The following is a 23,697-nucleotide window of genomic DNA, read 5'->3' as shown; positions in this document are numbered from 1 at the left end:
CTCCTGGCGCTTTTACTTGGACGCAGATTGGGGAAAGCTGCAATCGTCCCAATCAAGAACGCCTTGCGCATCAAGGGAGACCCAAATGCCGTTTTCGAAGTCGCGCTTCGTGCCCCTGGCGTTTTGGGTGGGCTTTTTGGCGCTAGGTCTCGCGACAAACGTCAATCATGAGCAAAAGGCGCGCGGCTTCGCGCGCGACAAGCAGGAGATGAGCGTCGCCAGCGCCTCGGCCAAGCGCCTGCCGCTGCTGATCCAGGACCGCAATCAGGTCGTTCGCGATTAAGCGCGCGGACAATTTACTCCTCTGCGCCGCGCGAGCGGCGTTTTTTTTGGGCGGAATCCTTAAGGTTTGCGCAGGGGCACGAGGCGGTTCAGCACTGTAATGGACAGGAAGCCGCCGACCCAGGCGCCCACCGCCGCGAACGCCACATAGGCCCAGTTCGACGTATAGCTGATCACCGCGAAGGCCGAGAGCAGATACCAGATGCTGCTCCAGCTCGCGGCGGCCACGCGCCGACGCTCCGATACGGCGGCGTTGAAGAACACATAGACCGCGTCAGTGATGGCGGTCGAGGCGGCGACGCCAATCCCAATCAGCGGGTCAATCGCAGGCAGGTCCATGGTCTCCTCCGCTTTCGCCCGGTCAGGGCGGATGGGAGCAGCTATGGACGTCGCAATGGAGCGAGGCAATCGAGAAGCGCCGCGCGCATCATTCGGCGTCGCCGTCGCGGGACGGCGGCTTTCCACACGCCCAAATGCATGTCTGTTCGGATTTGCCGTCGCAAACCGGCTGATAAAGGACGTAGTACCAGACCGAGTACGGGATCTGACCGTAAGGGCGCGTCGGGGCGCCCCCGGCTGCGCGAAGGATGGGCAAACAGTTTTTGGGCGCCTTCGCTTGACCTTTCGACTGGGCCGCGCCGGCGGCGAGGGTGAGGCCAAGCAGGATGAGGAGCGGATACTTCAACATATGCCGGCCCTGATCTTCGCCGAAACACGACGCCAGATGGCGCGCGGATACGCTCAGGCAAGCGGCCAGCGACAGTTTCACGCGCATGTTGGGGTGACGCAGAATGCGCCAAGGTCTTCAGGCTTTGCGGCGATGGGCGAACCGAAATGGGCCGCTTTTAATGGTGGGCGCGACAGGGATTGAACCTGTGACCCCTACGATGTCAACGTAGTGCTCTCCCGCTGAGCTACGCGCCCCCAGGCCCGTGGGCCGGAGCGCCCGTCTATACTGACGAACGCGGCGGCGCGCAAGCGGGCTTTGCCTGCGACATTGGCGGCAGCCTTGACCGCAAGCCACGGAAAGGATTGACGTTCCGTAAAGGATGCGGGCGGCGTGTGCAAAAGTTTTGTGACGTTTGACGATTTCGAGTCTTGCGGCGCGCCCGCTTTGTGGCAGACTTAACGCCGCTCCCGCTTGTCGAGCGGAGAGAAGTTAAGGAGGTTTCGCATGTCCTTGCAGGGCCATATCGTCGAACTCCAGCGCCGCCATGACGCGCTCAAAAAGGAGATCGAGCAGGAACAGCTGCATCCCCGAACGGACGAATTGAAGATCCTGGAACTCAAGCGCAAAAAGCTGCAGATCAAGGACGAGCTCGCCAAATTGTCGATTAGCGAAACGCGACATTAGCGTTTCCTTTCGCTCACTTTCTGCTTCACGCCATGGGCGGAGAGAGATCTCCGCCTTATTTTTTTGGGCATTCGCGCCGCGGCGCGCGATTTGCGAGCCCCGGTCGTTATGCCCGTTACCGAGCTTTATCGCCCCGAGACGTTACACGAAGGTCTGGGCGAGCCCTTCTTCGACCGCGTCGAACCCGCCACCTTCCCCGAACATCGACTCCGCTACCGCAATCAGCGTTGGGCGGCGCGGGTCGGCCTCGACGGGCTGAGCGATGCGGAGTGGATCGAACATTTGGGGCGCTTTTCGCCGCTCCCGGGCGGATTCGCGCGTCCGCTGGCGCTGCGCTACCACGGCCACCAGTTCCGCGTGTACAACTCGGATCTGGGCGACGGCCGCGGCTTCCTTTTCGCGCAGCTGCGCGACGCCAAGGACGGCCGCCTGCTCGATCTCGGCACCAAGGGCAGCGGCCAGACTCCCTGGTCGCGGCGCGGCGACGGACGGCTGACGCTCAAGGGCGGCGTGCGCGAGATTCTGGCGACGGAGATGCTGGAGGCGCTCGGCGTCGACACTTCCAAGACCTTCAGCCTGATCGAAACGGGCGAGGCGCTGATGCGCGGCGACGAACCCTCGCCGACGCGCTCCAGCGTGCTGGTGCGCCTGTCGCATTCGCATATTCGCATCGGAACGTTTCAGCGCCTCGCCTTCCATGACGACGCCGCGGCGATCGAGCGGCTGCTCGACCATGTCTGCCGCTACTATTTTCCCGCCCTCGCCGATCTGCCGGCGCCGGAGAGAGCCCTCGCCTTTCTCGAAGCGGTCACAGCGCGGGTCGCGCGGCTCGGCGCCGGCTACATGGCGTCGGGCTTCGTTCATGGCGTGCTGAATTCCGACAATATCAACGTCACCGGCGAGAGCTTCGACTATGGGCCATGGCGCTTTGCGCCGGTCTATGACCCGACCTTCACCGCCGCCTATTTCGACGAAAGCGGGCTTTACGCCTTTGGCCGACAGCCCGGCGCGCTCGGCTGGAATCTGTCCCGCCTGGCCGAATGTCTGATCCCCCTTATCGGTCTAAAGACCGCCGAAAAGGTTCTGGGGACCTTTCCCACGCGCATCCAGCAGGAATTTCGGGCGGCGCTGCTCAATCGGCTCGGGCTCGCGTCGGCCGGCGAGGACGCCGACGCCGCGCTGGCGAAGGCCTTTGTCGATTTTCTGACAGTGACGCAGGCGCCCTTCGAACGGACCTTTTTCGATTGGCGCGGCGGCATGGCCTCCGCCGAACGCGCCAAACGCAGTCCGTCCGCAACGCATTATGAAGCGGAGGCTTTCATGCCGCTTCACGCCGCTTTGGCCGAACATCGGCCGGCGCCGACGGCGCGCCTGGATCACCCCTACTTTCAGCGCGCGGCGCCCTGTACGATGCTGATCGACGAGGTCGAGGCGCTTTGGGCGGCGATCGCCGAGCGCGACGACTGGACGCCGCTGTACGCCAAAATCGCTGCAATCGACGAGATGCGGAGCGCCTATGAGTGACGACAGAGCAATTCGCTTGAACGACTCTTGCCCGCCGCGCGATAATCGCGCGACGGAGCAAATGATTCCCCGGCGTTCAATGGCGTGTGACGGCGGCAGTCAATGAACGACACACCGAGCGAGATCGACACGGGCGCGACTCGCGCCGAAGTCGAACGGCTCCGGCTGGAGCATCACGATCTGGAGACCGCGATCGACGCGTTGCTGGCGATCGGCGTCGCCGATCAGCTGCAGATTCAGCGTCTGAAGAAACGCAAGCTGCTGCTGCGCGACCGCATCGCCTATCTCGAAGACCAGCTCACGCCCGACATTATCGCTTAAGCGGGGTCGGCTTCGTCCTCCCGCCGCGCGGCGCCCGGATCGCCGCTATGGCCGCCGCGCCACGAAGCCGAGGGCGCGGAGCAGCAGCGGCATGGTGAGGCCCTGAACCACGATCGAGAAGCCGACCACGGCGAAAGTGATGGCGAGTATCTCGTCGCGTTGCGGCAGATCGTCCTGAAGCGACAGCGCCAGGGCGAGCGCAAGCGCGCCGCGCAAGCCGCCCCACCAGAGAACATGCTGCTCGCGAAACGAGATCTTCCATCGCGAAAGGAAGAACAACGAACTCAGCGGATAGACGACGATGGCGCGCGCGCAAAGCACCGTGGCGATCCCCACGGCCAGCGCCGTCGCCCCCACGGCGCCGAATGGAGTCGACGCCACATCCGCGCCAATCATCAGAAACACCATGGAATTGGCCAGGAAGGCCGCGAACTCCCAAAAGGACAGAACGAATTCGCGCCCCTTGAGGGTGATGTAGCCGCCTTCCTGCTCGCTCAGCAGGCCCAGATTGCCCATGACGAGGCCGGCCGTCACCGTCGCCAGCACGCCAGAGACATGGAAATATTCGGCGACCAGAAACGAGCCGAATGCGGCGATGGTCGTCAGCGCCGCTTCGATGAGATGTTCCGAGGTGCGCAGCGACGCGAGGATGGCGGCCCCGCCGAACAGCGCCCCGACAAAGACGCCGCCGAACACGACTTTCAGGAGAGTCAAGGCGGTCGTCGCGGCGCTCTGGTCCGCGCCGCCGCTTTGCACGAAGGCGAGCGCCATGACGAAGAGCACCGCCGCAGCGCCGTCGTTAAGCAGGCTTTCGCTTTCGACCAGCAGCCGCATGCGGCCTTTGATCCGGTTGTCCTTGAACATCGCGATGATCGCGACCGGATCCGTCGCCGCGATCAGCGCGCCAAACAGCATCGCCGAAAAAAGCGGCCAGTCGAGCACCGTCATCATCGACGCCGCGACAACGGCTGCGGAAACGACCGTTCCGATTCCCACGAGCGCGAGCAAAGGCAGTGAATCGCGCACCAGTTCGCGCCAGGACAGCGTCAGCGCCGCCTCGAACAGGAGCGGCGGCAGGACGAGGTCGAAAATCAGATCATGAGTGAGATGCGGCGCGAAGTCCGCGCCCGAGAGAGCGACGGCGGCGCCGACGAGAACCAGTCCGACCGTATAGGGCAGTCTGATCTGACGCGCGGCGATTGCGACGATCATCGCCACGGCCAGCACCGCGACCGCCTGCCTCAGACCTTCATCCATGTCGCGTCCACTCCGACCAAAGAAAATCTTGCAGGGTTCTTTAGCTGCGCGCCGCCCGCTCGCGAAGCGAAATCGGCCCGTGATCGACGCCGATCGCGCGCTTGCCTATCGGGAAGCCATCGTCTATGCCGCATGGCTTCCCTTTGCGAAGGAAGCCAGAGTGGGGAAGTCGAAGCCGCCGGTCGCCGTCATCATGGGGTCGCAATCCGACTGGGCGACGATGCGCCACGCGGTGGAAACTCTCGCGGCGCTTGAGATCGGCTATGACGCGCGCATCGTTTCGGCCCATCGCACGCCCGATCGACTGACGGCGTTCGCGAAGGGCGCCGAATCGGAGGGCTTTCAAGTCATCATCGCCGGGGCCGGCGGGGCCGCGCATCTGCCGGGCATGACAGCCGCGATGACTCCGCTGCCGGTCCTCGGCGTTCCCGTCGAATCGGAAGCGCTGAAAGGCCTCGATTCGCTGCTCTCGATCGTCCAGATGCCGGGCGGCGTGCCCGTGGGAACCCTGGCCATCGGCAAGGCCGGCGCAATCAACGCCGCGCTGCTCGCCGCCGCGATTCTCGCCCTCGCCGACAAGGCGCTCGCCGCGCGACTCGCCGACTATCGCGCGCGTCAGACCGACAATGTAGCGGCGACGCCGCGCGACGGCGCTTGATGCTCGCGCCGGGCGCGACGATCGGCGTTCTTGGCGGCGGCCAGCTCGCGCGCATGCTGGCGCTGGCGGGCGCGCGGCTCGGACTGAAGGCGCATGTCTTCTCGCCAGTCGCCGACGACCCCGCCTTCGACGTCTGCGCGGCGCGCACGCAAGCGGACTTTAGCGACGAGGCGGCTCTCGCCGCCTTCGCCGAATCGGTCGATGTCGTGACGTATGAATTCGAGAACGTGCCCGCCCGCACGGCGCAAGTGCTCGAGGCGCATCGGCCGGTGCGCCCCAACCCTAGGGCGCTGGCCCTGACCCAGGACCGGCTCATCGAGAAGCAGTTCGTGCAAAGCCTCGGGATCGCGACGGCCGATTTCGTCGCGGTCGACAACGCCGGCGCGCTGGCGCGCGCCGTCGCCCAGCTCGGCCGCAACGCGATCCTGAAGACGCGGCGCCTCGGCTACGACGGCAAGGGTCAGACCCAGTTGCGCGACGGCGGCGACCTCGCCGTCGCCTTTCGCACACTTGGCGGCGCGCCATGCATTCTGGAAAGCGTGGTGCCGTTCGAGAAGGAAGTGTCGGTCGTCGCCGCGCGCGGACTGCACGGCGAATTTCGCGCCTATGACGTTTCCGAAAACCTGCACGAGCATCACATACTGGCGAGGACCCTGGCGCCCGCCGAGATCGGCGACGAGACGGCGACACAGGCGATCGACATCGCACGGCGCCTCGCCGAGGCGGCCGATTACGTCGGCGTGATCGCGGTGGAGATGTTTGTGGTCCGCGACGGCGGCCACGAAACCTTGATCGTGAATGAAATCGCGCCGCGCGTGCACAACTCCGGACATTGGACGCTCGACGGCGCGCTGACCTCGCAATTCGAGCAGCATATGCGCGCGGTCGCCGGCTGGCCGCTCGGCGCCGCGCGCCGGCACGGCCGCCGCGTGGAGATGCGCAATCTGATCGGCGACGACGTCGACGCATGGCCGGAGCTGGCGCGTGAAGACGGCGCCTGTCTGCATCTTTACGGAAAAAAAGAGACGCGCGCGGGCCGCAAAATGGGTCATGTGACGCGCGTATTTAACGATTAGAGCAGCCAGTCCCGCGCGCTCTCAAGGATGGCGGCGACGCCCGCGTGCTTGATTTTTCTTTGCGCGGTGATCGCATAGAATCGCTCGCTGACGCCGTCGAGCGTGGCGATATATTTGACGCCATATTGTTCCTCGACCTGGGCGCGAACGGCGGCCGGCGCCATGAAGACGCCGGCGCCCGCCGCCCCGAATGTCTTCAGCAGGGCGCTGTCCTCAATCTCCGCGACGATTTTCGGAAAGAGGCTGTTGGCGTCCAGCCATTGGTCGAGCGAACGTCGTAACGCGGTGTTCGATGTCGGCAGCAGGAGCGGCGCGCCATCGAGACATCGCGGGAAATTCTTCCGATAGCGCTGCTGCAGTTCGAGCGTCGCAAACGCAGCCACGCCGCATTCGCCGATCGGATGATTGTAGATGCGCGCATCCGCGGCGCCTGTCGCAGGCCAGTCTGAAAACACGAGATCGACTCCATGCACCGGCAGTTCGGCCAGGAGGCGCTCGGTCTTATCCTCATGACAGACGACCTGATTATGCGCGGCGAGAGCGGGTTCGAGCAGACGATAGACGACGAGTTTCGGCAGGGCGTTTGACACGCCGACGCTCAGCCTGACGCTGACTGCGCCCGCGCGGTTCTTCAAGGCGCTGCCGAGCTCGCGGCCAAGCGAAAATATTTCGTCGGCGTAATTGAACACCGTGCGTCCGGTTTCGGTCATCACGAGATTGCGGCCTTCCTTGCGGAAGAGCTGCGCGCCGATCGACGCCTCGAAAACCGCGATCTGGCCGCTGATCGTCGGCTGCGCCAATCCGAGCTTTTCACTCGCGCGGGTGACGCCGCCCTCGCGGGCGACGTTCCAGAAGTAGAACAGGTGCTGATAGTTGAGACGTTCCATGGTCACATAGCTTTTATCGATGTAACTAATTTATCTATCCTTATTTTCAATCTCAACCCCCTGCGCCATGTTGAAGGCGTCAGCGCGGCGGCGGCGGCGCATCGCTCCGCGTTCATCGCACTGGCCCGCGGCCGGCGCGCTACATCACCAAAAGAATCGCGACGGTCGCCTCAGCGACAGGAGTTCAAAATGCAGCGGTTGATCGAGGGTCTCCACCAGTTTCAGTCGCGGGTGTTCGGCAGCCAGCGCGAATTGTTCGAACGCCTCGCTAAAGGTCAGGCGCCGGAGACGCTGTTCATCACCTGCGCCGATTCGCGCATCGACCCGTGCCTGCTCACCCAGTCGGCGCCTGGAGACCTTTTTATCCTGCGCAACGCCGGCAATCTCGTGCCGCCCTACGGCGCCGTGCGCGGCGGCGAAGCGGCGACGATCGAATTCGCGATCGCGGGCCTTGGCGTCAAGGACATCATCGTCTGCGGCCACTCGCATTGCGGCGCGATGAAGGGCCTGCTCGATCCGCCGCCGGCCGCAGCCTTTCCCGCGCTGAGCGATTGGCTGTCGCACGCCGAAGCGACACGGCGCATCATGCACGAAAAATACGCGGACAGAACCGGGGCGGAACAGCTCAACGTCGCCATCCAGGAGAATGTGCTCGCGCAGCTCGAAAACCTGCGCACGCATCCTGTCGTCGCCTCCGCGCTCGCTCAGGACAAACTCAGGCTGCATGGCTGGGTCTACAAGATCGAGACGGGCGAAGTCTTTGTCTACGACCCGGCGACGCGCCAATTCGGGCGTGCGCCGTCGCCGCCGGATGTGCCCGCGCCGGAAGAGAAAGAGCGCGTCAGCGTTGACGTCTGAGTTCGCGCCGCCGCCGCGAACCCGAACCATCAAAGGATACGAAAATGTCTTTAGAACTAGATGTGGCGCCTTCTCGCCTCTCTGCGATCAAAGACGACGTCTTCGCTTCCGTCGTCGTGCTGCTCGTCGCTCTTCCCTTGTCGATGGGTCTCGCGCTCGTCGCCGGCTTTCCCTTCGAGAGCGCCGCCGCCGTCGGCCTCATCAGCGGCGTCATCGGCGGCGTCGTTGTCGGCCTGCTTTCAGGCTGTCCCCTGCAAGTGAGCGGCGCGGCGAATGGCGCGGCGGTGATGGCCGCCGTATTCATCAAGGACCTCGGCTTCGAGGTCTTCGGGCTCATCGTGATGATGTCGGGGGTGATTCAGATTGCGGCCGGCGCCCTGCGCTTCGGACCGGTGTTCCGGGCGGTCGCGCCGGCGCTGATTCAGGGCATGCTCGCCGGAATCGGCCTGCTGATTTTCGCCTCGCAATTTCACGTCATGGTCGACGATACGCCGCCCGGGACAGGACAGGAGTTTGGCGGCGTCATCAATCTCTGGTCGCTGCCGCTCGCCGTTTGGAAGGGCGTCACGATGGAGGCGCATCGGCCCGCGGCGCTGATTGGACTGCTCACGGTCGCCGCTATTCTCTCCTGGCGCCGCTGGGCGCCGAAATGGCTGTCGTTTCTCCCCGCTCCGCTCGTCGGCGTAGGCCTGGCGACGGCGGTCGCGGCGTTCTTCGCCCTCGACATCAAATATGTCCCGGCGCCGGACGATCTTTTCGCTGCGATCAACTTGCCCACGACGCACGCTCTCGGCCGGATCGGCGAAGGCGCGCTCTGGGCGGCGGCGCTGTCGCTCGCCTTTGTCTCCAGCGCGGAATCGCTGCTGACGGCGACGGCGGTCGACGCGATGCAGCGGCGCACGCCCCGCACCCGCTACAACAAGGAGCTTGTCGCGCAGGGCGTCGGCAATTTGCTTTGCGGCGTTCTTGGCGTGCTGCCGGTCTCCGGCGTCATCGTGCGCAGTTCAGCCAATGTCACGGCGGGTGGACGCACGAGACTCTCCACCGTGCTCCACGGCCTGTGGATTCTGCTGTTCATCACCCTCGCGCCCGACGTGCTGCGCATCATCCCCGTCGCAAGTCTCGCGGCGGTGCTGGTTTACGCGGGAATCAATCTGATCAATCTCGGCTTCGCGCGCTTTCTCTGGGGTCAGGACCGCGTCGAAACCGGCATCTACGCGGCGACGCTGGCGACGGTGGTCGCGACCGACGTGCTGACCGGCATTGCGGTCGGCGTCGGACTGTCGGTCGCGCGCTTGCTCTATACGTTCTCGCATCTCAACATCCGCGCCGAGCAGATCGACGGCATGACCGTGATCCATCTTGAAGGCGCCGCGACCTTCATCCGACTGCCGCAGCTCGCCGCCGCCTTTGAAGCCTTACCGCGGGGGGCGCGCCTCCATGTGCATCTCAACGAGCTGACCTATATCGATCACGCCTGTCTCGATCTGCTCGCGAGCTGGGACGAGCAACTTCGCAGCGACGGCGGCGAACTGGCGCTCGATTGGGATGCGCTGCACGGCCTGTTCCGGGAGCGGGCGCGTCCCGCGCCAACATCGGTCGCGGCCTGATCCACTGTCTCTAAAAGCGCGTCCTGTGGCGTTTGACTGGCTTGAGAGGAGTCGATCCAATGCGCAGGACGTTCGATGTCCAGGGAGACGGCGGTGTCAGCGGCGACGCTTCAAAGGACGAGACGGATCGCCGCTTGCGGCGGGTCGGTGCTCGGCGTTTTCGCGACGGCCGGCCCGGCGGCGGCCGTCGACGAAGATTTCAGGATCTGGGAAAACGTCACGACCATCGCCAAGCTCGGCTCATTCGATCCAGGGCTGGAGAAATGGCGGCTATGGCTGGAAAGCCAGGGGCGCTTTCGGAACGACGGCGCCGCCGCCGATCAGGCGCTGGGGCGCGCCGGCGTCGGCTATGCGCTATCCGACAAGGCCAGCCTGTGGCTCGGCTACGCGCATGTCGCGACCTTTCCGCAAGACGCCAAAACGCAACATGAAAATCGGATCTGGCAACAGGTCCTGCTCACCGACAAGGCCGCCTTCGGCGATCTGACAAGCCGCACCCGCCTCGAGCAGCGTTTTATTCAGAACGTGAACACCGTCGAATGGCGCCTGCGCCAATTTGTGCGCTTTTCGCATCCGCTCTGGGAAAACGCTCCCTTGAGCCTCGTGCTCTGGGATGAAGTGTTTGTGCGGCTGAATTCAACGACGCCTGCGACGCGGTTCGGCTTTGATCAAAATCGCGGCTTCGCCGGCCTCGGCTACAGTTTCAGTGAGAAGGCGCGCGTCGAGATCGGCTACATGAACCAGCTCATCCAATCGCGCGTCGTCTCGCGGCGCGAGCAGACGTTCGATCACCGGATCAATCACATTCTTTCGGTGAGTTTGTTTCTGAATTTGTAATTTCGCTATCGGCCATGCGTGGCGGACTTCTCGGCTTCGAACGCAGCGATAAGTCTTCTGTCCAAACTTATAAGATCGAGACCGCGCGACAATGCAAGCCAAGCATATGAGGCGTCGTAGATGGTCAAGTTCCGGCGCTGGGCAAACGCCAACGCCTCGCGCAATCCAACCTTGGCAAATTGGATTTTGAGCCGCAGAAAGATGTCGTAGGCCTCAATGCAGTCATCCGCTATGTCAGGATAGCGGCGCGCTTTTGTCAGCGCGACGTTTCCAATTTCGTAACACAGCAAGCTTGGCGCGACGATAATAGAATTCGCCCATGAATCCGCAAGGACCTCGCCTTCCGGTTCTTTGAACAGGACAGCGGCGAAAGCGGAGGCGTCAACGACGATCGCCGAGCGCACGCGTTCGCTCGTCGCGCATCTGCCGGACGATTTCTGCCGACTCGCTGCGCGCGCTTAGTTTCAGCCCCCGGACGCTATCCCGTATATCGGCCAGCGTCGCATGGCTCTCCTCAGCGGCCGCCGTCACAATCGCCATCAATTCGCCCTGGAGGCTACGGTGATTGCGCGCTGCGCGCGCCTTCAGCTTGGCGACGACATCGTCAGGCGCATTCTTTATGGAGAGAGTGACGGGCATTCTGGCTCCAAAATGGAGACGAAACACATCCATTTTGGTAGCATATGGCGCTCAAAACAAGAAGCGCAAATTCTCGCACTTACGCGAACTCCATGATCACGGCGTCGACCGCAAGGCTGTCGCCGGCCTTGGCCAGGATCTTCTTCACGGTCACGTCGCGCTCGGCGCGCAGCACGTTCTCCATTTTCATGGCTTCGACCATACACAAGGCTTCCCCAGCCTTGACCTCCTGACCTTCCGTCACGTCGACGGTCTTCACCAGGCCGGGCATCGGACACAACAGGTGCTTGGAGGCGCCGGCGTCCTTCTTCTTCGGCATGAAGGCGACAAGCTCCGCCTCGCGCTTGGTGTAGACGCGCGCCGTGACGTCGACGCCCTGATGCGACAGCGCATAGCCGTTGAGGATGGACCGCGCCTGCACATAGACCGTGCGGCCGTCGACATCGCCTTCGAGCACGAGTTCGCCCGGACGCCACTGGGTCGAAACGCGATGGGCGCGCTGATCGCCCTCGGCGAAACGCACGATCAGCGCTTCGCCTTGCGCCTCGACGCAGACGTCGAATCGCTGCTCGCCCAGCATGCACACACGTTCGCGCTCGAATTCGACCGGCCTGCCGCCGCGCAGCTGTCCGGAGATCTTGCGTTTGCGCTCATTGCCGATGTGGTCCATGAGCGTCGCGATCGCGGCAAGCGTGTGCGCCAGATCTCCGCGAGGCTCGGGCGAGGAAAATCCTTCCGGATATTCTTCACTGATAAAGCCCGTCGAGAGATTGCCGGAGCGCCAGCGCGGACTCTGCATGAGCGACGACAGAAACGGAATATTGTGCCGAATCCCGTCGATCACGAAGCGGTCGAGCGCGTCGGCCTGCGCCACGATCGCCCGAAGACGGTCCGGCGCATGCGTCACCAGCTTGGCGATCATCGGATCGTAATGGATCGAGATCTCGCGGCCTTCGGTGACGCCGGTGTCGTTGCGCACCGTGACGCCGCCCTCGCGCTTCTCTTCCGGGGGACGGTATTTGACCAGTCGCCCGACCGAGGGCAGGAAGTTGCGCGTCGGGTCCTCGGCGTAGATGCGGCTCTCGACCGCCCAGCCGTTGATCTTGACGTTTTCCTGCTTCAGTTGCAGCGGCTCGCCGGCGGCGACGCGGATCATCTGCTCGACGAGATCGACGCCGGTGATGAGCTCCGTCACCGGATGCTCGACCTGCAGACGGGTGTTCATTTCGAGGAAGTAGAAGCTCTTGTCCTGACCGGCGACGAATTCGACCGTGCCCGCCGAATCATAGTTCACGGCCTTGGCGAGCGCGACGGCCTGCGCGCCCATTTCGCGACGAGTCTTCTCGTCCAGCAGCGGCGACGGCGCTTCTTCGATCACCTTTTGATTGCGGCGCTGAATGGAACATTCGCGCTCGTTCAGATGGATGACATTGCCATGCTTGTCACCGAGCACCTGAATTTCGATGTGGCGCGGATTGACGATGAACTTCTCGACGAAGACGCGGTCGTCGCCGAAGGAAGACGCCGCCTCCGAACGCGCGCGCGTAAAGCCTTCGATCACTTCGGCGTCGGAAAATGCGATGCGCATGCCCTTGCCGCCGCCGCCGGCCGACGCTTTGAGCATCACCGGATAGCCGATGTCCCTGGCGATCGTCACGGCCTCTTCGGCGTTCTCGATGACGCCGAGGTAGCCGGGCACGACGCTGACATTGGCGGCCGAGGCGAATTTCTTCGACTCGATCTTGTCGCCCATCGCCTCGATGGCGCGAATATTGGGGCCGATGAAAACGATATTCGCCTCGGCGAGCGCATTGGCGAAGGCGGCGCGCTCGGACAAAAAGCCATAGCCGGGATGCACCGCCTCGGCGCCCGTTTCCTTACAGGCGGCGACGATCTTATCGATCAGCAGATAAGATTGGGCGGCGGGGGGCGGCCCGAGATGGACGGCTTCATCCGCCATTTCGACATGCAGCGCGTCGGCGTCGGCGTCGGAATAGACGGCGACGGTGGACAGTCCCATGCGCTTCGCCGTCTTAATGATGCGACAAGCGATCTCGCCGCGATTGGCGATCAGAATTTTCCGAAACATGCGCGCCCCAGTGCCCCAATCCCTCAAGCAATTGGCGCCGGACGCTCAGAAAACGCGGCCGACGCCTTCAGCGTTTAGCGCTTGGCGTCGCTCTCGTCGTCAGGCCGCCGCTCCTGCACGGCGTCGACGATCCCGAAATGCCGCGCCTCCTCCGCCGACATGAAATGATCGCGGTCGAGCGTGCGCTCGATCGTCTCATAGTCCTTGCCCGTGTGACGGACATAGATGTCATTGAGGCGCTTTTTGACTTTCAGAATGTCTTCGGCGTGGCGCTGGATGTCCGACGCCTGACCTTGAAAGCCGCCGGACGGCTGGTGAAGCATGACGCGCGCGTTCGGGAGCGCATAGCGCAGACCGTCGGCGCCCGCGGCCAGCAGAAGCGAGCCCATCGACGCCGCCTGCCCGACGCATAGCGTCGAGACCTTCGGCTTGATGAACTGAATCGTGTCGTAGATGGCGAGGCCGGACGTCACCACGCCGCCCGGCGAATTGATGTAGAGCGAGATTTCCTTTTTGGGGTTCTCGGACTCTAGAAACAACAGCTGCGCGATGATCACCGACGCCATGTGATCTTCGATCGGCCCGGTGACGAAGATGATGCGCTCGCGCAGCAGGCGGGAATAGATGTCGAAGCCGCGCTCGCCGCGCGAAGTGTTCTCGATCACCTGTGGGATGAGATATTGGCTGTAGTTTTCGATTGGATCGCGCATCGCGTATCGCCTCTGTGGGTCCGGCGGAGGCTGATGCGCCTCGCCGGGAGCTTGACCCGTCATATATCTGCGCCCGCGCCGGACGCAAAGACTCGATTGCGGCCGTCGCGCCACGATCCCAGCAGCGCGCCATGCGCATGAGCCTGTGATGCCGGATTTCCTCGCGGCGCGCCGCCGCCCGCGGGGACGGCAGCCGTAGCCCGACTATTCCTCGTCTTCCTTGAACAGCTCTTCGCGGGAGACGGTCTTGTCGGCGATCTTGATCAGCTTGGCGAGGTGATCGACGACGCGCTCCTCATAGATCGGGGCGCGGAGCTGGGCGAGCGCCTGCTCATTGTTGCGGTAATAGTCCCAAACCGCCTTCTCCTGGCCCGGGAACATGCGCGCCCGCTCGACCAAAGCGTCGGTCAGATCCTTTTCGTCCACCTTCACGTCGGCGCTTTTGCCGATCTCCGCCAGAACCAGCCCCAAGCGCACGCGCCGTTCGGCGATCTTGCGGAACTCGGCCTTGGTCTCTTCCTCCGTCTTGCCGTCTTCGGCGACGGATTGGCCCGCCCGCTGACTTTCCTGCTCGTGCTGGCCCCAAATATTGGCGAATTCCTGTTCGACAAGACTCTCCGGCAGCTCAAAGGAATAGCGGCTGTCGAGCGCGTCGAGGAGCGCGCGCTTCAGCTTCTCGCGCGAAGCCTTGTCGAAATCGGCTTCGAGATTGCCGCGAACGGCGGTCTTCATCGCCTCGAGCGACTCGAAGCCGTATTTCTTGGCGAGCTCCTCGTCGAGCCCGAGCGTCTTGGGCGCCGAAACGGACTTGACCGTCACGTCGAATTCGGCGTCCTTCCCCGCGAGCTGCTTGGCCGCATAGTTCTCGGGGAACCGGACCTTGACGACCCGCTGGTCGCCGGCGGCGGCGCCCTCGAGCTGCTCCTCGAAACCGGGAATGAAGGTTCCCGCGCCCAGAACCAGATCGACGTCCCCGCCCGCGCCGCCCTCAAAGGGCTCGCCGTCGAGCTTGCCGGTGAAATCGATCGTCAGCCTGTCGCCCTTCTCGGCCTTGGCCCCTTCTGGCCTCGCCTCGAATTCCTGAGCTCGATCGGCGAGAGACCGCAGCGCCTTCTCGATATCGTCCTCCCCCACTTCGGCGACGGGGCGCTCCAGGGAGATGTCGTCGAAGCCGCCGATGTCGAACTTCGGCAGCGTTTCGAAGGTGACGACATAGGAGAAATCGCCCTCCGCCGTCAGCGCACGCTCGACTTCCTCCTGCCCACCGGGGAAATCGATCTTCGGCTCGAGCGCGATGCGCAGCTCGTTTTCCTCGACGATCTTGCGGTTGGCGTCATTGACCGCCTCCTGCAGCACGTCGCTCATGATGCTCTTGCCGTAGAGCTTCTTGAGATGGCCGATCGGCGCCTTGCCGGGACGGAATCCCTTGATCTGACTTTTCGCCTGAATCTCGCTGAGCTGGGCGGCGAGCTTGGCGGCGAGTTCGCCGGCCGGCAGGACCACCTTGTATTCCTGCTTCAAGCCCTGCGAGGAGGTCTGCGTTACTTCCATCTCGATTTGCCTTCTTAATGACTGCGACGTCGCCGGCGCGCGACGATGATTATGCAACTGCCACGGTAGGCGGCTCTGGTGCGGGCGGAGGGAGTCGAACCCCCACGACTTTCGTCACCGGAACCTAAATCCGGCGCGTCTACCAGTTCCGCCACGCCCGCGATCGGCGGATAGGGCCGCCTCAATTTCCCTGCCCGTGAACCGGGATCGCTTGAGATGAAATCGAACCGTTCGATTCCCTCTCAAACGATCCTGTTCCCCGAAAAGGCGCAGTCCCTAGCGCGTTTTGAGGGCGCGCCAAGGCGCTCCCAAGCGCGAACTCGATTCGTCGGGCGTCGCTCTATAGCATGGACGCGGCGGGATGCCAGCCGCCGCCGGCTATTGCGGCGCCACCCGGTGATCCGCCCCCTCGAGGCCGCGGATCAGCGTGACGACTTTTTCGCGACCCTGGGGGTCGCGCCATTTGGCGTTGCAGAGCGTCGGACCGCAGACGACTTCCGGAAACTTATATAGGGGCTTGCCGCGGGCGGTTTTCAGCCCGTAGCCGACGTTCGGCTTCCAGCCGCCGGCGATCAGCGACTGTCGGTAATCGGAATAGCCTTGCGACGCCTGCGCCCAGGCGGCGAGCGGCAGAAACCCGCATGCGCAGCAGAAGCCTAAAATAGCGGCAGTCTTGTTGATGCGCGGCGCGCTCATGTCTCAAGCCTCCTCGTGCGACCTCGCGCTCCCCTCACGGCGCGAGAAAGGTTGAAGCGCTCGATCATTGCCCAACGGGCCGGGCTGCGCCATAGCTAGATGGCGATGTCACAATCTCTCTCCCGCCGAGTCGTTCTTTCCGGCGTCGTCGCCAGCCTGGCGGCGTTTCCGGCCGTGGCGCAGTCGCCGCCGCGCGCCCTGCGCCTGATCGAGGCGCGGCCGGGGAAGGCGCGCCTGTCCGGCGACGGCGAAACCAGCATTCTCGGTTTCGACGGAAGCGCGCCGGGACCCCTCCTGCGCCACCAGCAGGGCGACGAACTCGCCGTCCGTTTCCTGAACAGGCTCGACCAGCCCGCAACCATTCACTGGCACGGCTTGCGCGGCGACAATGCGATGGAGGGCGTCGCGCCGCTGACGCAGGCGGCGGTCGCGCCGGGCGGGTCCTTTGATTACCGCCGCAGGCTCGCCGATCCCGGCCTGTTCTGCTACCGGCCGAGCGTCTATGGCGCGACGCCGGAACTTATGGGGCGCGGCCTCAAGGGCCTGCTCGTCGTCGACGAGCCGGCGCCGCCGCCCACGGACGCCGACCTGCTTCTCGTGCTCGACGACTGGCGTCTCGATGACGCGGGCCAGGTCGTTGGCGGCTTCGACGATCCGGCGGCCGCGCGCGGCGTCGGCCGGATCGGCCCGCTGCTCTGCGTCAACGGCAAGGCTGCGCCGGCCCTGCAGAGCCTGGCGCCCGGCGCCAGGGTGCGGCTGCGCCTGGCCAATCTCAGCAACGCGCGCATCATGGTGCTGTCCCTCGCCGGCGCGCAGCCTTTCGTGATCGCCATCGACGGCCAGCCGTGCGACGCCTTCGAACCGATCAAGCGGAGCATTCCCGTCGCGCCGGGGGCCCGCTTCGAGCTGATGTTCGACATGCCGGAGACGGAGGGCGCCAAGGCCAATTTGATCTTGCGCGGACCGAACGGCGAGGATCGCGACCTTTTCGTCGCGGACGCCAAGGGCGCAAAGGCGTCGAAGCGACCGCCGATAGCGTCGCTGCCGCAGAATGCGGCGCTTCCTGCCGAGATCAGGCTTGCAAGCGCCAAGAAGGTCGATCTTGTGATCGAACCGCGCAAGGCCGCAACCGGCCCCGCCTGGACGATCAATGGCGCTGTGACCAAAGGCTACCAGGGCCCGCCGCTCTTCAAAGTGGCCAGCGGAACCCCGGTGACGCTGGGTTTTGTCAACAAGTCGGGAGCGGCGCTCGCGATGCATGTTCACGGGCAGTGCATGCGTCTTCTGCATGACCTCGACGACGGATGGGAGCCTTATTGGCGCAACGGCGTGATCGTTCCCCCCGGAAAAACCAAGCACGCCGCCTTCCTCGCGGAATCGCCTGGAAAATGGGCCGTGCATGATGATATTCTGGAGCACGAAGCGGGCGGACTGGCGACTTGGTTCGAAGTCGCCTAGAGGAAGCGTCAAAAAGGTTAATAGAGCCCAGAAATAGAATCACGTTTTTTCCGTCTGTTCAGTTCTCTGTCTGAACTTCTGTGACGGAAAAAGCTTCGACCGCGAGTTGAAGGCATTGCCAAATGCTGGATCGAACTCACTTGAAGCTTTGGGCGGCCTAGCCCGCCCGCGCCGCCGCGCCCTGCGGCGGGATACGGACGGCTTGTTTTCTTGCCTGATCGAGGGGGGAGGCCTTGGCCCCGAAGTATTGGATATGAGTAGCGCCGCGCACCTACGGCATCCTCCCCAAGATTTCCCTCACTGGCGCTTCGAACATCTCGACATTGAATATGACGCACAGACACAATCGGTGTGGATGAACTATCGCGCCGACTCGCCGCATTGCTACACTTTGCGGATGTTGCAAGACGCAATCGACTTTCGTGACGCGATCAAACGTCTGGCGCAGACGGAGGGCGCGAAATGGCCGATCCGCTACATCGTGATGGCCTCCAAGAAGCCGAATGTGTTCAGCCTGGGCGGCGATCTTGCGACATTCGTTTCCTGCATCAGGAACAATGATCGAGATTCGCTCCTCACCTACGCCTATGCGTGCATCGAGGTGATGTACACGCTGGCGTCAGCCTTCGATCTTCCTGTCTTGACGCTGTCCGTCGTTCGGGGACAGTGCATGGGCGGCGGCTTCGAAGGGGCGCTGGCCACCGACTTTGTCATCGCCGAGGAGAGCGCGCGTCTCGGCGTGCCCGAGATCGCCTTCAACACTTTCCCGGGGATGGGCGCTGTGACCTTTCTGACGCGGCGCGTCGGACCCGCGCGCACCCAGCAAATTCTCTCGGCCGGTCGCGTTTATTCCGCGCGCGAACTGTTCGATCTCGACATCATCGACGTCGTCGCGCCGGAAGGCCGGGCGCTCGAAACCGCCCATGAGTGGATGCTCGACCCCGACGGCGCAAACTGGCGGCGCCGTCAGGCCCTCGTCAAGTTTCGCAAGCAATGTTTCCCCGTACGAAAGGAGGAATTGCTTCGGGTGGTCGAGCTTTGGACGGATTGCTCCATGGCCATTTCGCGGCATGACCTGCGCTATATGGAGCGCCTTGTTTCGGCGCAGTTGCGTCTTCCCGGCGACGAGCTTCCCGGCGGCAAGGGCGAGGCTTCGAAAAAGCCGCCGCCTCCCAAAAAGGATTAGCTGATGCTCGTCCGCAGGAAACCAGCCGCCAGCGAAAGTTCCGACGTTCAGATCCACAGCGATCTCGTTGAAACCCTGTTCGGCACCGCCGGTTCGTTTTTTGCGGGCCTTCTCGGCGGCCTCATCGCGCCTGCGCTCGCCTGGTTTCTTCTCGGCGAGCAAGTCTATCTCTACTTCGTGGCGCTGATCGCCGTTCTCGGCGCCTTTCGTCTTTATGTCTTCCTGGCGCATGCACGCGCGCCCGTCTCGCTTCGACGACGCGATTCACGGGAATGGGAGAGGCTCTACGCGATCGGCGCGGTCGGCTTCATGACGGCGGTCGGCGCTTCCGTCGCCGTCTTGTTCTACAACCATTACAACGACGTTCTCGGCATTTACAGCATCGTCATCATGATGAGCGGCCTGAGCGGACTTGCGGGTCGCAACGCCGGCCGTCCCTGGATCGTTCTTGCGCAATCGCTCGGCCTCGCGCTTCCCCTTGCGATCGCCGCGATGATGCATGAAGAACGGCGCTACCTCGGCCTGGCGCTGATTGTCGTGCTGCTGATCGTCTCCATTCACTCAACGACCAAATTTCTGCACGGCAATTTGGAGTCGGCGCTGCGCAACGGCTTGGACGCCACCCGCCAACGGCAGAAATTCAGCCTCGCGCTGAACTCGATGACGCACGGCCTGTGCATGGGCGACGCCGACCTCTCGGTCACGGTCGTCAATCGGCGCGTCATCGATTTCTTCGGCATCGTCGCGGCGACGACGCCGATCCGGCTCGAAGCGCTGGCGCATGCGATCGGCAAGAGCGTCGGCATGTCGTCGCAGGAATGCAAAATCTTTTTTGAGCGATGGAGGCGGCACGTCACCATGCCGCGTGCGAACATCTTCACGCACAAGCTCGGCGAGCGGTTTTTTGAATTTCACTGCGAACGCGCCGAAGCGGGATCCTTCATCACCGTCATCGAGGACGTGACGATACAAAAGCGCGCGCTTCGCGAGATCGAGCGCATCGCGCATTTTGATGATCTGACCAATCTCCCGAACCGCTATCAGTTCCAGGAGACGCTTGAGGAGGAAATGGTTCAGCTCAGGCAACGCGGGTTTCACGCCGCGCTGCTCAACATTGATCTCGATCGGTTCAAAGAGGTCAATGACACGCTGGGCCATTCCATCGGCGATCAGCTGCTGTCTGCGGTGGGGGCGCGTCTCGCCGCCTGCGTGCCGCGTCCGCATGTGGTGGCGAGGCTCGGCGGCGACGAGTTCTGCGTGCTGCTGCGCGCCGGCGAACGCCTTCCCGACGTGGATCAACTCGCCGCCAATATACTCGCCGAGATGCATCGCACCTTCGTCGTCGACAACCACGTCATCAACATTGGCGCGAGCATCGGCATGGCCGCCGCGCCCAAAGACTCGGAGACCTCCGGCGGCCTGCTCAAATGCAGCGATCTCGCGCTATACCGGTCGAAAACGAAAGGGCGCGGCAAGGCGATCTGGTATTCTCAGGAGATGCAGGACGCGCTGACCCGGAAGCGCGCGATCGACACCGAATTGCGTCATGCGTTCCTGGCGAATGAATTGATCGTCTACTACCAGCCGGTCGTCGATTCCCGCACCGCGACCATCGTTTCCTTGGAGGCGCTGCTGCGATGGCGCCACCCGACCCGAGGAATGATCTCGCCAGGCGAATTCATCCCTATCGCCGAAGAAACCGGCATGATCATCGAGCTCGGCGCCTGGGCGCTGCGGCAGGCGTGCAATGACGCGAAATCATGGCCCTCAAACGTCCGTGTCGCCGTCAATATCGCGCCGAGGCAATTCCAACAGAAGGATCTCGCCGAAATGGTCGCGGCGACGCTCCGCGACTCTGGATTGGAGCCCGATCGTTTGGAGCTCGAAATCACCGAAACGACGCTCATGGTGTCAGATGACGTCGACAACAAGTTGCGCGAGATCGAAGCGCTCGGCGTCCGTCTCTCGCTCGACGATTTCGGGACCGGCTACAGCAGCCTCGGCTATCTCAATCGTTTCCCGGTCAAAAAGGTCAAGATCGACCGCGCCTTCGCGCGGCAGGCGATCGAGTCGCCCAAAACGCAGGCGATCATCTCGGCGATCTCCGCGCTCGCACAGGATCTATCCATCGATCTCGTCGCCGAAGGCGTCGAAACCGACGCTCAACTCGCTTTCATGGCGAGCAAGAATATTTTTCTCATTCAGGGTTACCTCTACACGCGACCGCGGCCGATCGAGGAGCTGAGACCGCTCCTCGATTATTGGCGGGACGCGCCGCGCCTCGTCAGCGCGGCGTAAGGATTTCGCCAGCCGGCCTCAGTTGCGCTCAAGCGCCACCAGGCTGCGCCGATCGACCCCCGGCTGCACCATACGTTGCGCGCGAAATATCGCGTGCGACGCGTTATAGCGCCGGCCGAATTGGGCCAGATAGCGCTCTATCGCAGCGGCGCCGGGCTGCGGTTCGACGACGTTTCTGACGATCAGCAGTTCGTGCGCGTCTTCCGCAGAGAGCACCGCATTGCTGTCCATCAGACGCTCGGCCTTCACGAAGCCCAACGTCCGACCGACTGCGGCGTAAAGCCCCAGGAGATCGGAGGGATCTCCCGAGAACGAGAATTGCGCGTCCCTTTCGGCGACGATGCCGGAGCAATGCATCGCGAAGTCGAAATCGGAGCCGGTCATGAGGCCACGCGCCCAGGCGAGCGTGATCACCGGCGTATCGACGATCAGCTCGGAATTTTCGGCGGCCATCTCTCCAAAACCCTGCGCCGGCCTTGGCGCCTCTCGCGCGCCATGGGCGAAATCGTAGACGATGTAGCGCAGTTCGTTCAGCTCGCCTCGGTCGATCGCCGACAATATGGCTGTAATTGTACGGATCGTGGGCGCGTCAAAACCCGGACGAGTCTTGCGCAATACTAGAGCCTGGTGCTCTTTCAACCATATGGTCGAAAGACAGCCGCCGGTCACAGAAAGTTCAGCTTGGTCACGCAGATAAGGAAAGTTCAACATGTTTCCCGCCATAGTTTGTGAAGGCTTGATTAAGTTAAATGAAAATTTAACTTCGCCAACCCTGGCGCTGATGATTGCCTTGAAATTGCGCCGAAGTTACGCCAAGTGCATGACGCTTAAGCAACTTCTCTGACACGCGAACCTTACGAAAAAATCATCGTCAGGCGACGGGATTGTACAATAAATGGGCTGCACAGACTTTTTCGAGCGCGTGTGGCCCTTGGTCGCGGGACAAGTGGGCGCAGCTGATTTATATTAACTAGAGCGCTGCTGGAGGCTCCGGAATCTCGCTCGTCGCAGCTCGCATTCGCTCGAAGCTCGCATTCGCTCAAAGGGTGTGCGAAAACTGGCGCGTCGAAACCGGACTGCGCGCCAATAAGAGACTGCTCATCGCAGAGCGGCCAGTTCAGAAGGGAGAAAACCAGATGATCATGCGATTTTTCGCCGCCATGCTGTTCGCGGCGGCCGGCTGGATCACGCAAGCGCACGCCCATGGCGACGTCGGCGTCAACCAGGGCCAATGCCTGATGAAACTCGGCCCGGACACGATGACGTTCACGGGGTATCAGCCGCAAAAGTCGCGTGAGCAGTTTTGCGACGATATTCCGGACGCCGGGCCCACCATCATCACCCTGGATGCGCAGCAGGACGAGCTGCGTGACATGAATCTCGAGATGCGCGTCGTCCGCGACGTCGGCCAGAAGGACGACAATGAAAATCTCGAGGCGAATACGGAGTATTACTCTCCCCCGAAAAAGTATAAGTCCGGCACGCTCACCTTCGAACACGTCTTTCCGCAGGAAGGCAAGTTCATCGGACTGGTGAAGGCGAGAAGCGACGATGGCGCGAAAGAATATGTCGCGCGCTTCCCCTTCTCCGTCGGCTTGACCCAGACCAGGGAGATTACGATCGCCGTGTTCTTCGGGGCCCTGGCGGTGGTCGGCTTCGGCCTCTGGTACAAGAACCAGTTCATGGGCAAGAAGCCCACGACGAAGGCTTAAGGCTACTTCAGCTTAACAGCTCCACTCGACCGTCGCGTAAAGTTACGCGGCGGTCCATTTGTTTGGCGAGCTCCAGATTGTGAGTCGCGATGAGCGCCGCCAGTCCGGTGCTGCGGGCGAGCGCCAACAACGTCCCGAAAACATGCTCCGCGGTGCGCGGATCGAGATTGCCGGTCGGCTCGTCGGCAAGCAGAAGATGCGGCGCGTTCGCGACGGCGCGGGCGATGGCGACGCGCTGCTGTTCGCCGCCGGAAAGCTCCGACGGCCGGTGCGATGCGCGCGGTCCGAGCCGCAAATAGTCGAGCAGCTGTTGCGCCCGCAGGCGCGCTTCGTTGCCGCTCAAGCCATTGATCATCTGCGGCAGCGCCACATTCTCGAGCGCCGAGAACTCCGGCAGCAGATGATGGAACTGATAGATGAAGCCGACAGTGGCGCGCCGCAGCCGCGTACGCTCGACGTCGGACATGCGCGACGTCGGCGCATTTGCGATCAGCACTTCGCCGCCGTCCTGGCGCTCCAGGAGTCCGGCGATATGGAGGAGCGTCGACTTGCCGGCGCCGGACGGCGCCAGCAGCGCGACCGTCTCGCCCGGATAGATTGACAGATTGACGTCCATCAGAATGTCGAGCCGCGCCGCGCCCTCGCGGTAGTGGCGGGCAATGCTGCGGAGTTCGAGAACGGCCTCGCTCATCGC

At 63.2% G+C, this 23,697-nt stretch carries 25 protein-coding genes and 2 tRNA genes; 13 read left to right on the top strand and 14 right to left on the bottom strand.

Annotated elements, in window-relative coordinates:
• The first annotated feature begins 85 nt into the window (after positions 1 to 85).
• The gene (locus BN69_RS16020; RefSeq protein ID WP_014892690.1) at positions 86 to 283 is read left to right on the top strand and encodes a hypothetical protein; all 198 of its coding nucleotides are present in this window, start codon (positions 86 to 88) and stop codon (positions 281 to 283) included.
• Positions 284 to 342: 59 nt separating this feature from the next.
• On the opposite strand, the gene BN69_RS16015 is transcribed toward BN69_RS16020, so the two are convergent.
• From BN69_RS16015 to BN69_RS16005, 3 genes are all read right to left on the bottom strand, one after another.
• Positions 343 to 621 (bottom strand): hypothetical protein, encoded by a 279-nt coding sequence (locus tag BN69_RS16015; protein ID WP_014892689.1) that lies wholly within the window; start codon positions 619 to 621, stop codon positions 343 to 345.
• 88 nt (positions 622 to 709) lie between these two features.
• Positions 710 to 970 carry a hypothetical protein gene (locus BN69_RS16010; RefSeq protein WP_148277150.1) on the bottom strand — a complete coding sequence of 87 codons (261 nt, stop codon included), beginning with the start codon at positions 968 to 970 and terminating at the stop codon, positions 710 to 712.
• Between the two features lie 161 nt (positions 971 to 1,131).
• Positions 1,132 to 1,206 (bottom strand) — tRNA-Val (locus BN69_RS16005).
• Between the two features lie 250 nt (positions 1,207 to 1,456).
• Here BN69_RS16005 and BN69_RS16000 point away from each other — a divergent pair.
• The 3 genes from BN69_RS16000 (at position 1,457) to BN69_RS15990 (ending at position 3,481) form a co-directional block, all read left to right on the top strand.
• A complete protein-coding gene (locus BN69_RS16000; protein WP_014892687.1) occupies positions 1,457 to 1,636 on the top strand; it encodes a YdcH family protein in 180 nt (59 codons plus the stop codon).
• A 108-nt stretch (positions 1,637 to 1,744) separates the two neighbouring features.
• Entirely contained in the window at positions 1,745 to 3,160 is a 1,416-nt protein-coding gene (locus BN69_RS15995) for a protein adenylyltransferase SelO (RefSeq protein WP_014892686.1), read from the top strand.
• 102 nt (positions 3,161 to 3,262) lie between these two features.
• On the top strand, positions 3,263 to 3,481 hold the full coding sequence (locus tag BN69_RS15990) for a YdcH family protein (protein ID WP_014892685.1): 219 nt from the start codon (positions 3,263 to 3,265) through the stop codon (positions 3,479 to 3,481).
• 45 nt (positions 3,482 to 3,526) lie between these two features.
• On the opposite strand, the gene BN69_RS15985 is transcribed toward BN69_RS15990, so the two are convergent.
• Positions 3,527 to 4,738, bottom strand: a complete 1,212-nt coding sequence (locus tag BN69_RS15985) for a cation:proton antiporter (RefSeq protein ID WP_014892684.1) — start codon at positions 4,736 to 4,738, stop codon at positions 3,527 to 3,529.
• 193 nt (positions 4,739 to 4,931) lie between these two features.
• On the opposite strand from BN69_RS15985, the gene purE reads away from it, so the two are divergent.
• Both purE and BN69_RS15975 read left to right on the top strand, forming a co-directional pair.
• On the top strand, positions 4,932 to 5,396 hold the full coding sequence (purE, locus tag BN69_RS15980; RefSeq protein ID WP_014892683.1) for a 5-(carboxyamino)imidazole ribonucleotide mutase: 465 nt from the start codon (positions 4,932 to 4,934) through the stop codon (positions 5,394 to 5,396).
• A complete protein-coding gene (locus BN69_RS15975; protein WP_014892682.1) occupies positions 5,396 to 6,472 on the top strand; it encodes a 5-(carboxyamino)imidazole ribonucleotide synthase in 1,077 nt (358 codons plus the stop codon). Before purE ends, BN69_RS15975 begins: the two co-directional genes overlap by 1 nt.
• Here the strand turns inward: BN69_RS15975 and nhaR are convergent.
• Positions 6,469 to 7,359 (bottom strand): transcriptional activator NhaR, encoded by an 891-nt coding sequence (gene nhaR / locus BN69_RS15970; protein ID WP_014892681.1) that lies wholly within the window; start codon positions 7,357 to 7,359, stop codon positions 6,469 to 6,471. The two genes, BN69_RS15975 and nhaR, sit on opposite strands and share 4 nt — an antisense overlap.
• Positions 7,360 to 7,548: 189 nt before the next feature.
• Between nhaR and BN69_RS15965 the strand changes: the two genes are divergently transcribed.
• From BN69_RS15965 to BN69_RS15955, 3 genes are all read left to right on the top strand, one after another.
• Positions 7,549 to 8,217: a carbonic anhydrase gene (locus BN69_RS15965; protein WP_014892680.1), complete on the top strand. Its 669-nt coding sequence runs from the start codon at positions 7,549 to 7,551 to the stop codon at positions 8,215 to 8,217.
• Positions 8,218 to 8,261: 44 nt separating this feature from the next.
• Positions 8,262 to 9,827, top strand: a complete 1,566-nt coding sequence (locus BN69_RS15960; protein WP_014892679.1) for a SulP family inorganic anion transporter — start codon at positions 8,262 to 8,264, stop codon at positions 9,825 to 9,827.
• 75 nt (positions 9,828 to 9,902) lie between these two features.
• Positions 9,903 to 10,664: a DUF2490 domain-containing protein gene (locus tag BN69_RS15955; protein ID WP_014892678.1), complete on the top strand. Its 762-nt coding sequence runs from the start codon at positions 9,903 to 9,905 to the stop codon at positions 10,662 to 10,664.
• Positions 10,665 to 10,669: 5 nt separating this feature from the next.
• Here BN69_RS15955 and BN69_RS15950 read toward each other — a convergent pair whose 3' ends face one another.
• The 7 genes from BN69_RS15950 to BN69_RS15920 form a co-directional block, all read right to left on the bottom strand.
• Positions 10,670 to 11,068 carry a type II toxin-antitoxin system VapC family toxin gene (locus BN69_RS15950; RefSeq protein WP_051013341.1) on the bottom strand — a complete coding sequence of 133 codons (399 nt, stop codon included), beginning with the start codon at positions 11,066 to 11,068 and terminating at the stop codon, positions 10,670 to 10,672.
• Complete coding sequence (locus BN69_RS15945) at positions 11,046 to 11,303, bottom strand: FitA-like ribbon-helix-helix domain-containing protein (protein ID WP_014892676.1); 258 nt, start codon at positions 11,301 to 11,303, stop codon at positions 11,046 to 11,048. The genes BN69_RS15950 and BN69_RS15945 overlap by 23 nt, the downstream gene beginning before the upstream one ends.
• 79 nt (positions 11,304 to 11,382) lie before the next feature.
• Positions 11,383 to 13,392 (bottom strand): acetyl-CoA carboxylase biotin carboxylase subunit, encoded by a 2,010-nt coding sequence (locus BN69_RS15940; protein WP_014892675.1) that lies wholly within the window; start codon positions 13,390 to 13,392, stop codon positions 11,383 to 11,385.
• 74 nt (positions 13,393 to 13,466) lie between these two features.
• A complete protein-coding gene (locus tag BN69_RS15935; protein ID WP_014892674.1) occupies positions 13,467 to 14,102 on the bottom strand; it encodes an ATP-dependent Clp protease proteolytic subunit in 636 nt (211 codons plus the stop codon).
• 204 nt (positions 14,103 to 14,306) lie between these two features.
• Positions 14,307 to 15,653, bottom strand: a complete 1,347-nt coding sequence (gene tig, locus BN69_RS15930) for a trigger factor (RefSeq protein WP_014892673.1) — start codon at positions 15,651 to 15,653, stop codon at positions 14,307 to 14,309.
• Between the two features lie 76 nt (positions 15,654 to 15,729).
• Positions 15,730 to 15,814 (bottom strand) — tRNA-Leu (locus BN69_RS15925).
• Positions 15,815 to 16,031: 217 nt separating this feature from the next.
• Positions 16,032 to 16,349, bottom strand: coding sequence for a hypothetical protein (locus tag BN69_RS15920; protein WP_014892672.1), 318 nt, complete (start codon positions 16,347 to 16,349; stop codon positions 16,032 to 16,034).
• 105 nt (positions 16,350 to 16,454) lie between these two features.
• Here BN69_RS15920 and BN69_RS15915 point away from each other — a divergent pair, with 105 nt between their 5' ends.
• The 3 genes from BN69_RS15915 (at position 16,455) to BN69_RS15905 (ending at position 21,291) form a co-directional block, all read left to right on the top strand.
• Complete coding sequence (locus tag BN69_RS15915) at positions 16,455 to 17,807, top strand: multicopper oxidase family protein (protein WP_371212388.1); 1,353 nt, start codon at positions 16,455 to 16,457, stop codon at positions 17,805 to 17,807.
• A gap of 253 nt (positions 17,808 to 18,060) precedes the next feature.
• Positions 18,061 to 18,993 (top strand): crotonase/enoyl-CoA hydratase family protein, encoded by a 933-nt coding sequence (locus BN69_RS15910; RefSeq protein ID WP_014892670.1) that lies wholly within the window; start codon positions 18,061 to 18,063, stop codon positions 18,991 to 18,993.
• 3 nt (positions 18,994 to 18,996) lie between these two features.
• Entirely contained in the window at positions 18,997 to 21,291 is a 2,295-nt protein-coding gene (locus BN69_RS15905) for a putative bifunctional diguanylate cyclase/phosphodiesterase (RefSeq protein ID WP_014892669.1), read from the top strand.
• Between the two features lie 18 nt (positions 21,292 to 21,309).
• Here the strand turns inward: BN69_RS15905 and BN69_RS15900 are convergent, their stop codons facing one another.
• A complete protein-coding gene (locus BN69_RS15900; protein WP_014892668.1) occupies positions 21,310 to 22,002 on the bottom strand; it encodes an enoyl-CoA hydratase-related protein in 693 nt (230 codons plus the stop codon).
• Positions 22,003 to 22,427: 425 nt separating this feature from the next.
• Between BN69_RS15900 and BN69_RS15895 the strand changes: the two genes are divergently transcribed.
• The gene (locus tag BN69_RS15895; RefSeq protein ID WP_014892667.1) at positions 22,428 to 23,003 is read left to right on the top strand and encodes a hypothetical protein; all 576 of its coding nucleotides are present in this window, start codon (positions 22,428 to 22,430) and stop codon (positions 23,001 to 23,003) included.
• A 7-nt stretch (positions 23,004 to 23,010) separates the two neighbouring features.
• Here the strand turns inward: BN69_RS15895 and BN69_RS15890 are convergent, their stop codons facing one another.
• Positions 23,011 to 23,694: an ABC transporter ATP-binding protein gene (locus tag BN69_RS15890; protein WP_014892666.1), complete on the bottom strand. Its 684-nt coding sequence runs from the start codon at positions 23,692 to 23,694 to the stop codon at positions 23,011 to 23,013.
• Between the last annotated feature and the right edge of the window lie 3 nt (positions 23,695 to 23,697).

Origin of the sequence: Methylocystis sp. SC2 (assembly GCF_000304315.1) — a bacterium.
Taxonomy (GTDB): domain Bacteria; phylum Pseudomonadota; class Alphaproteobacteria; order Rhizobiales; family Beijerinckiaceae; genus Methylocystis.
This window is presented reverse-complemented; position numbering and strand designations above follow the sequence as displayed.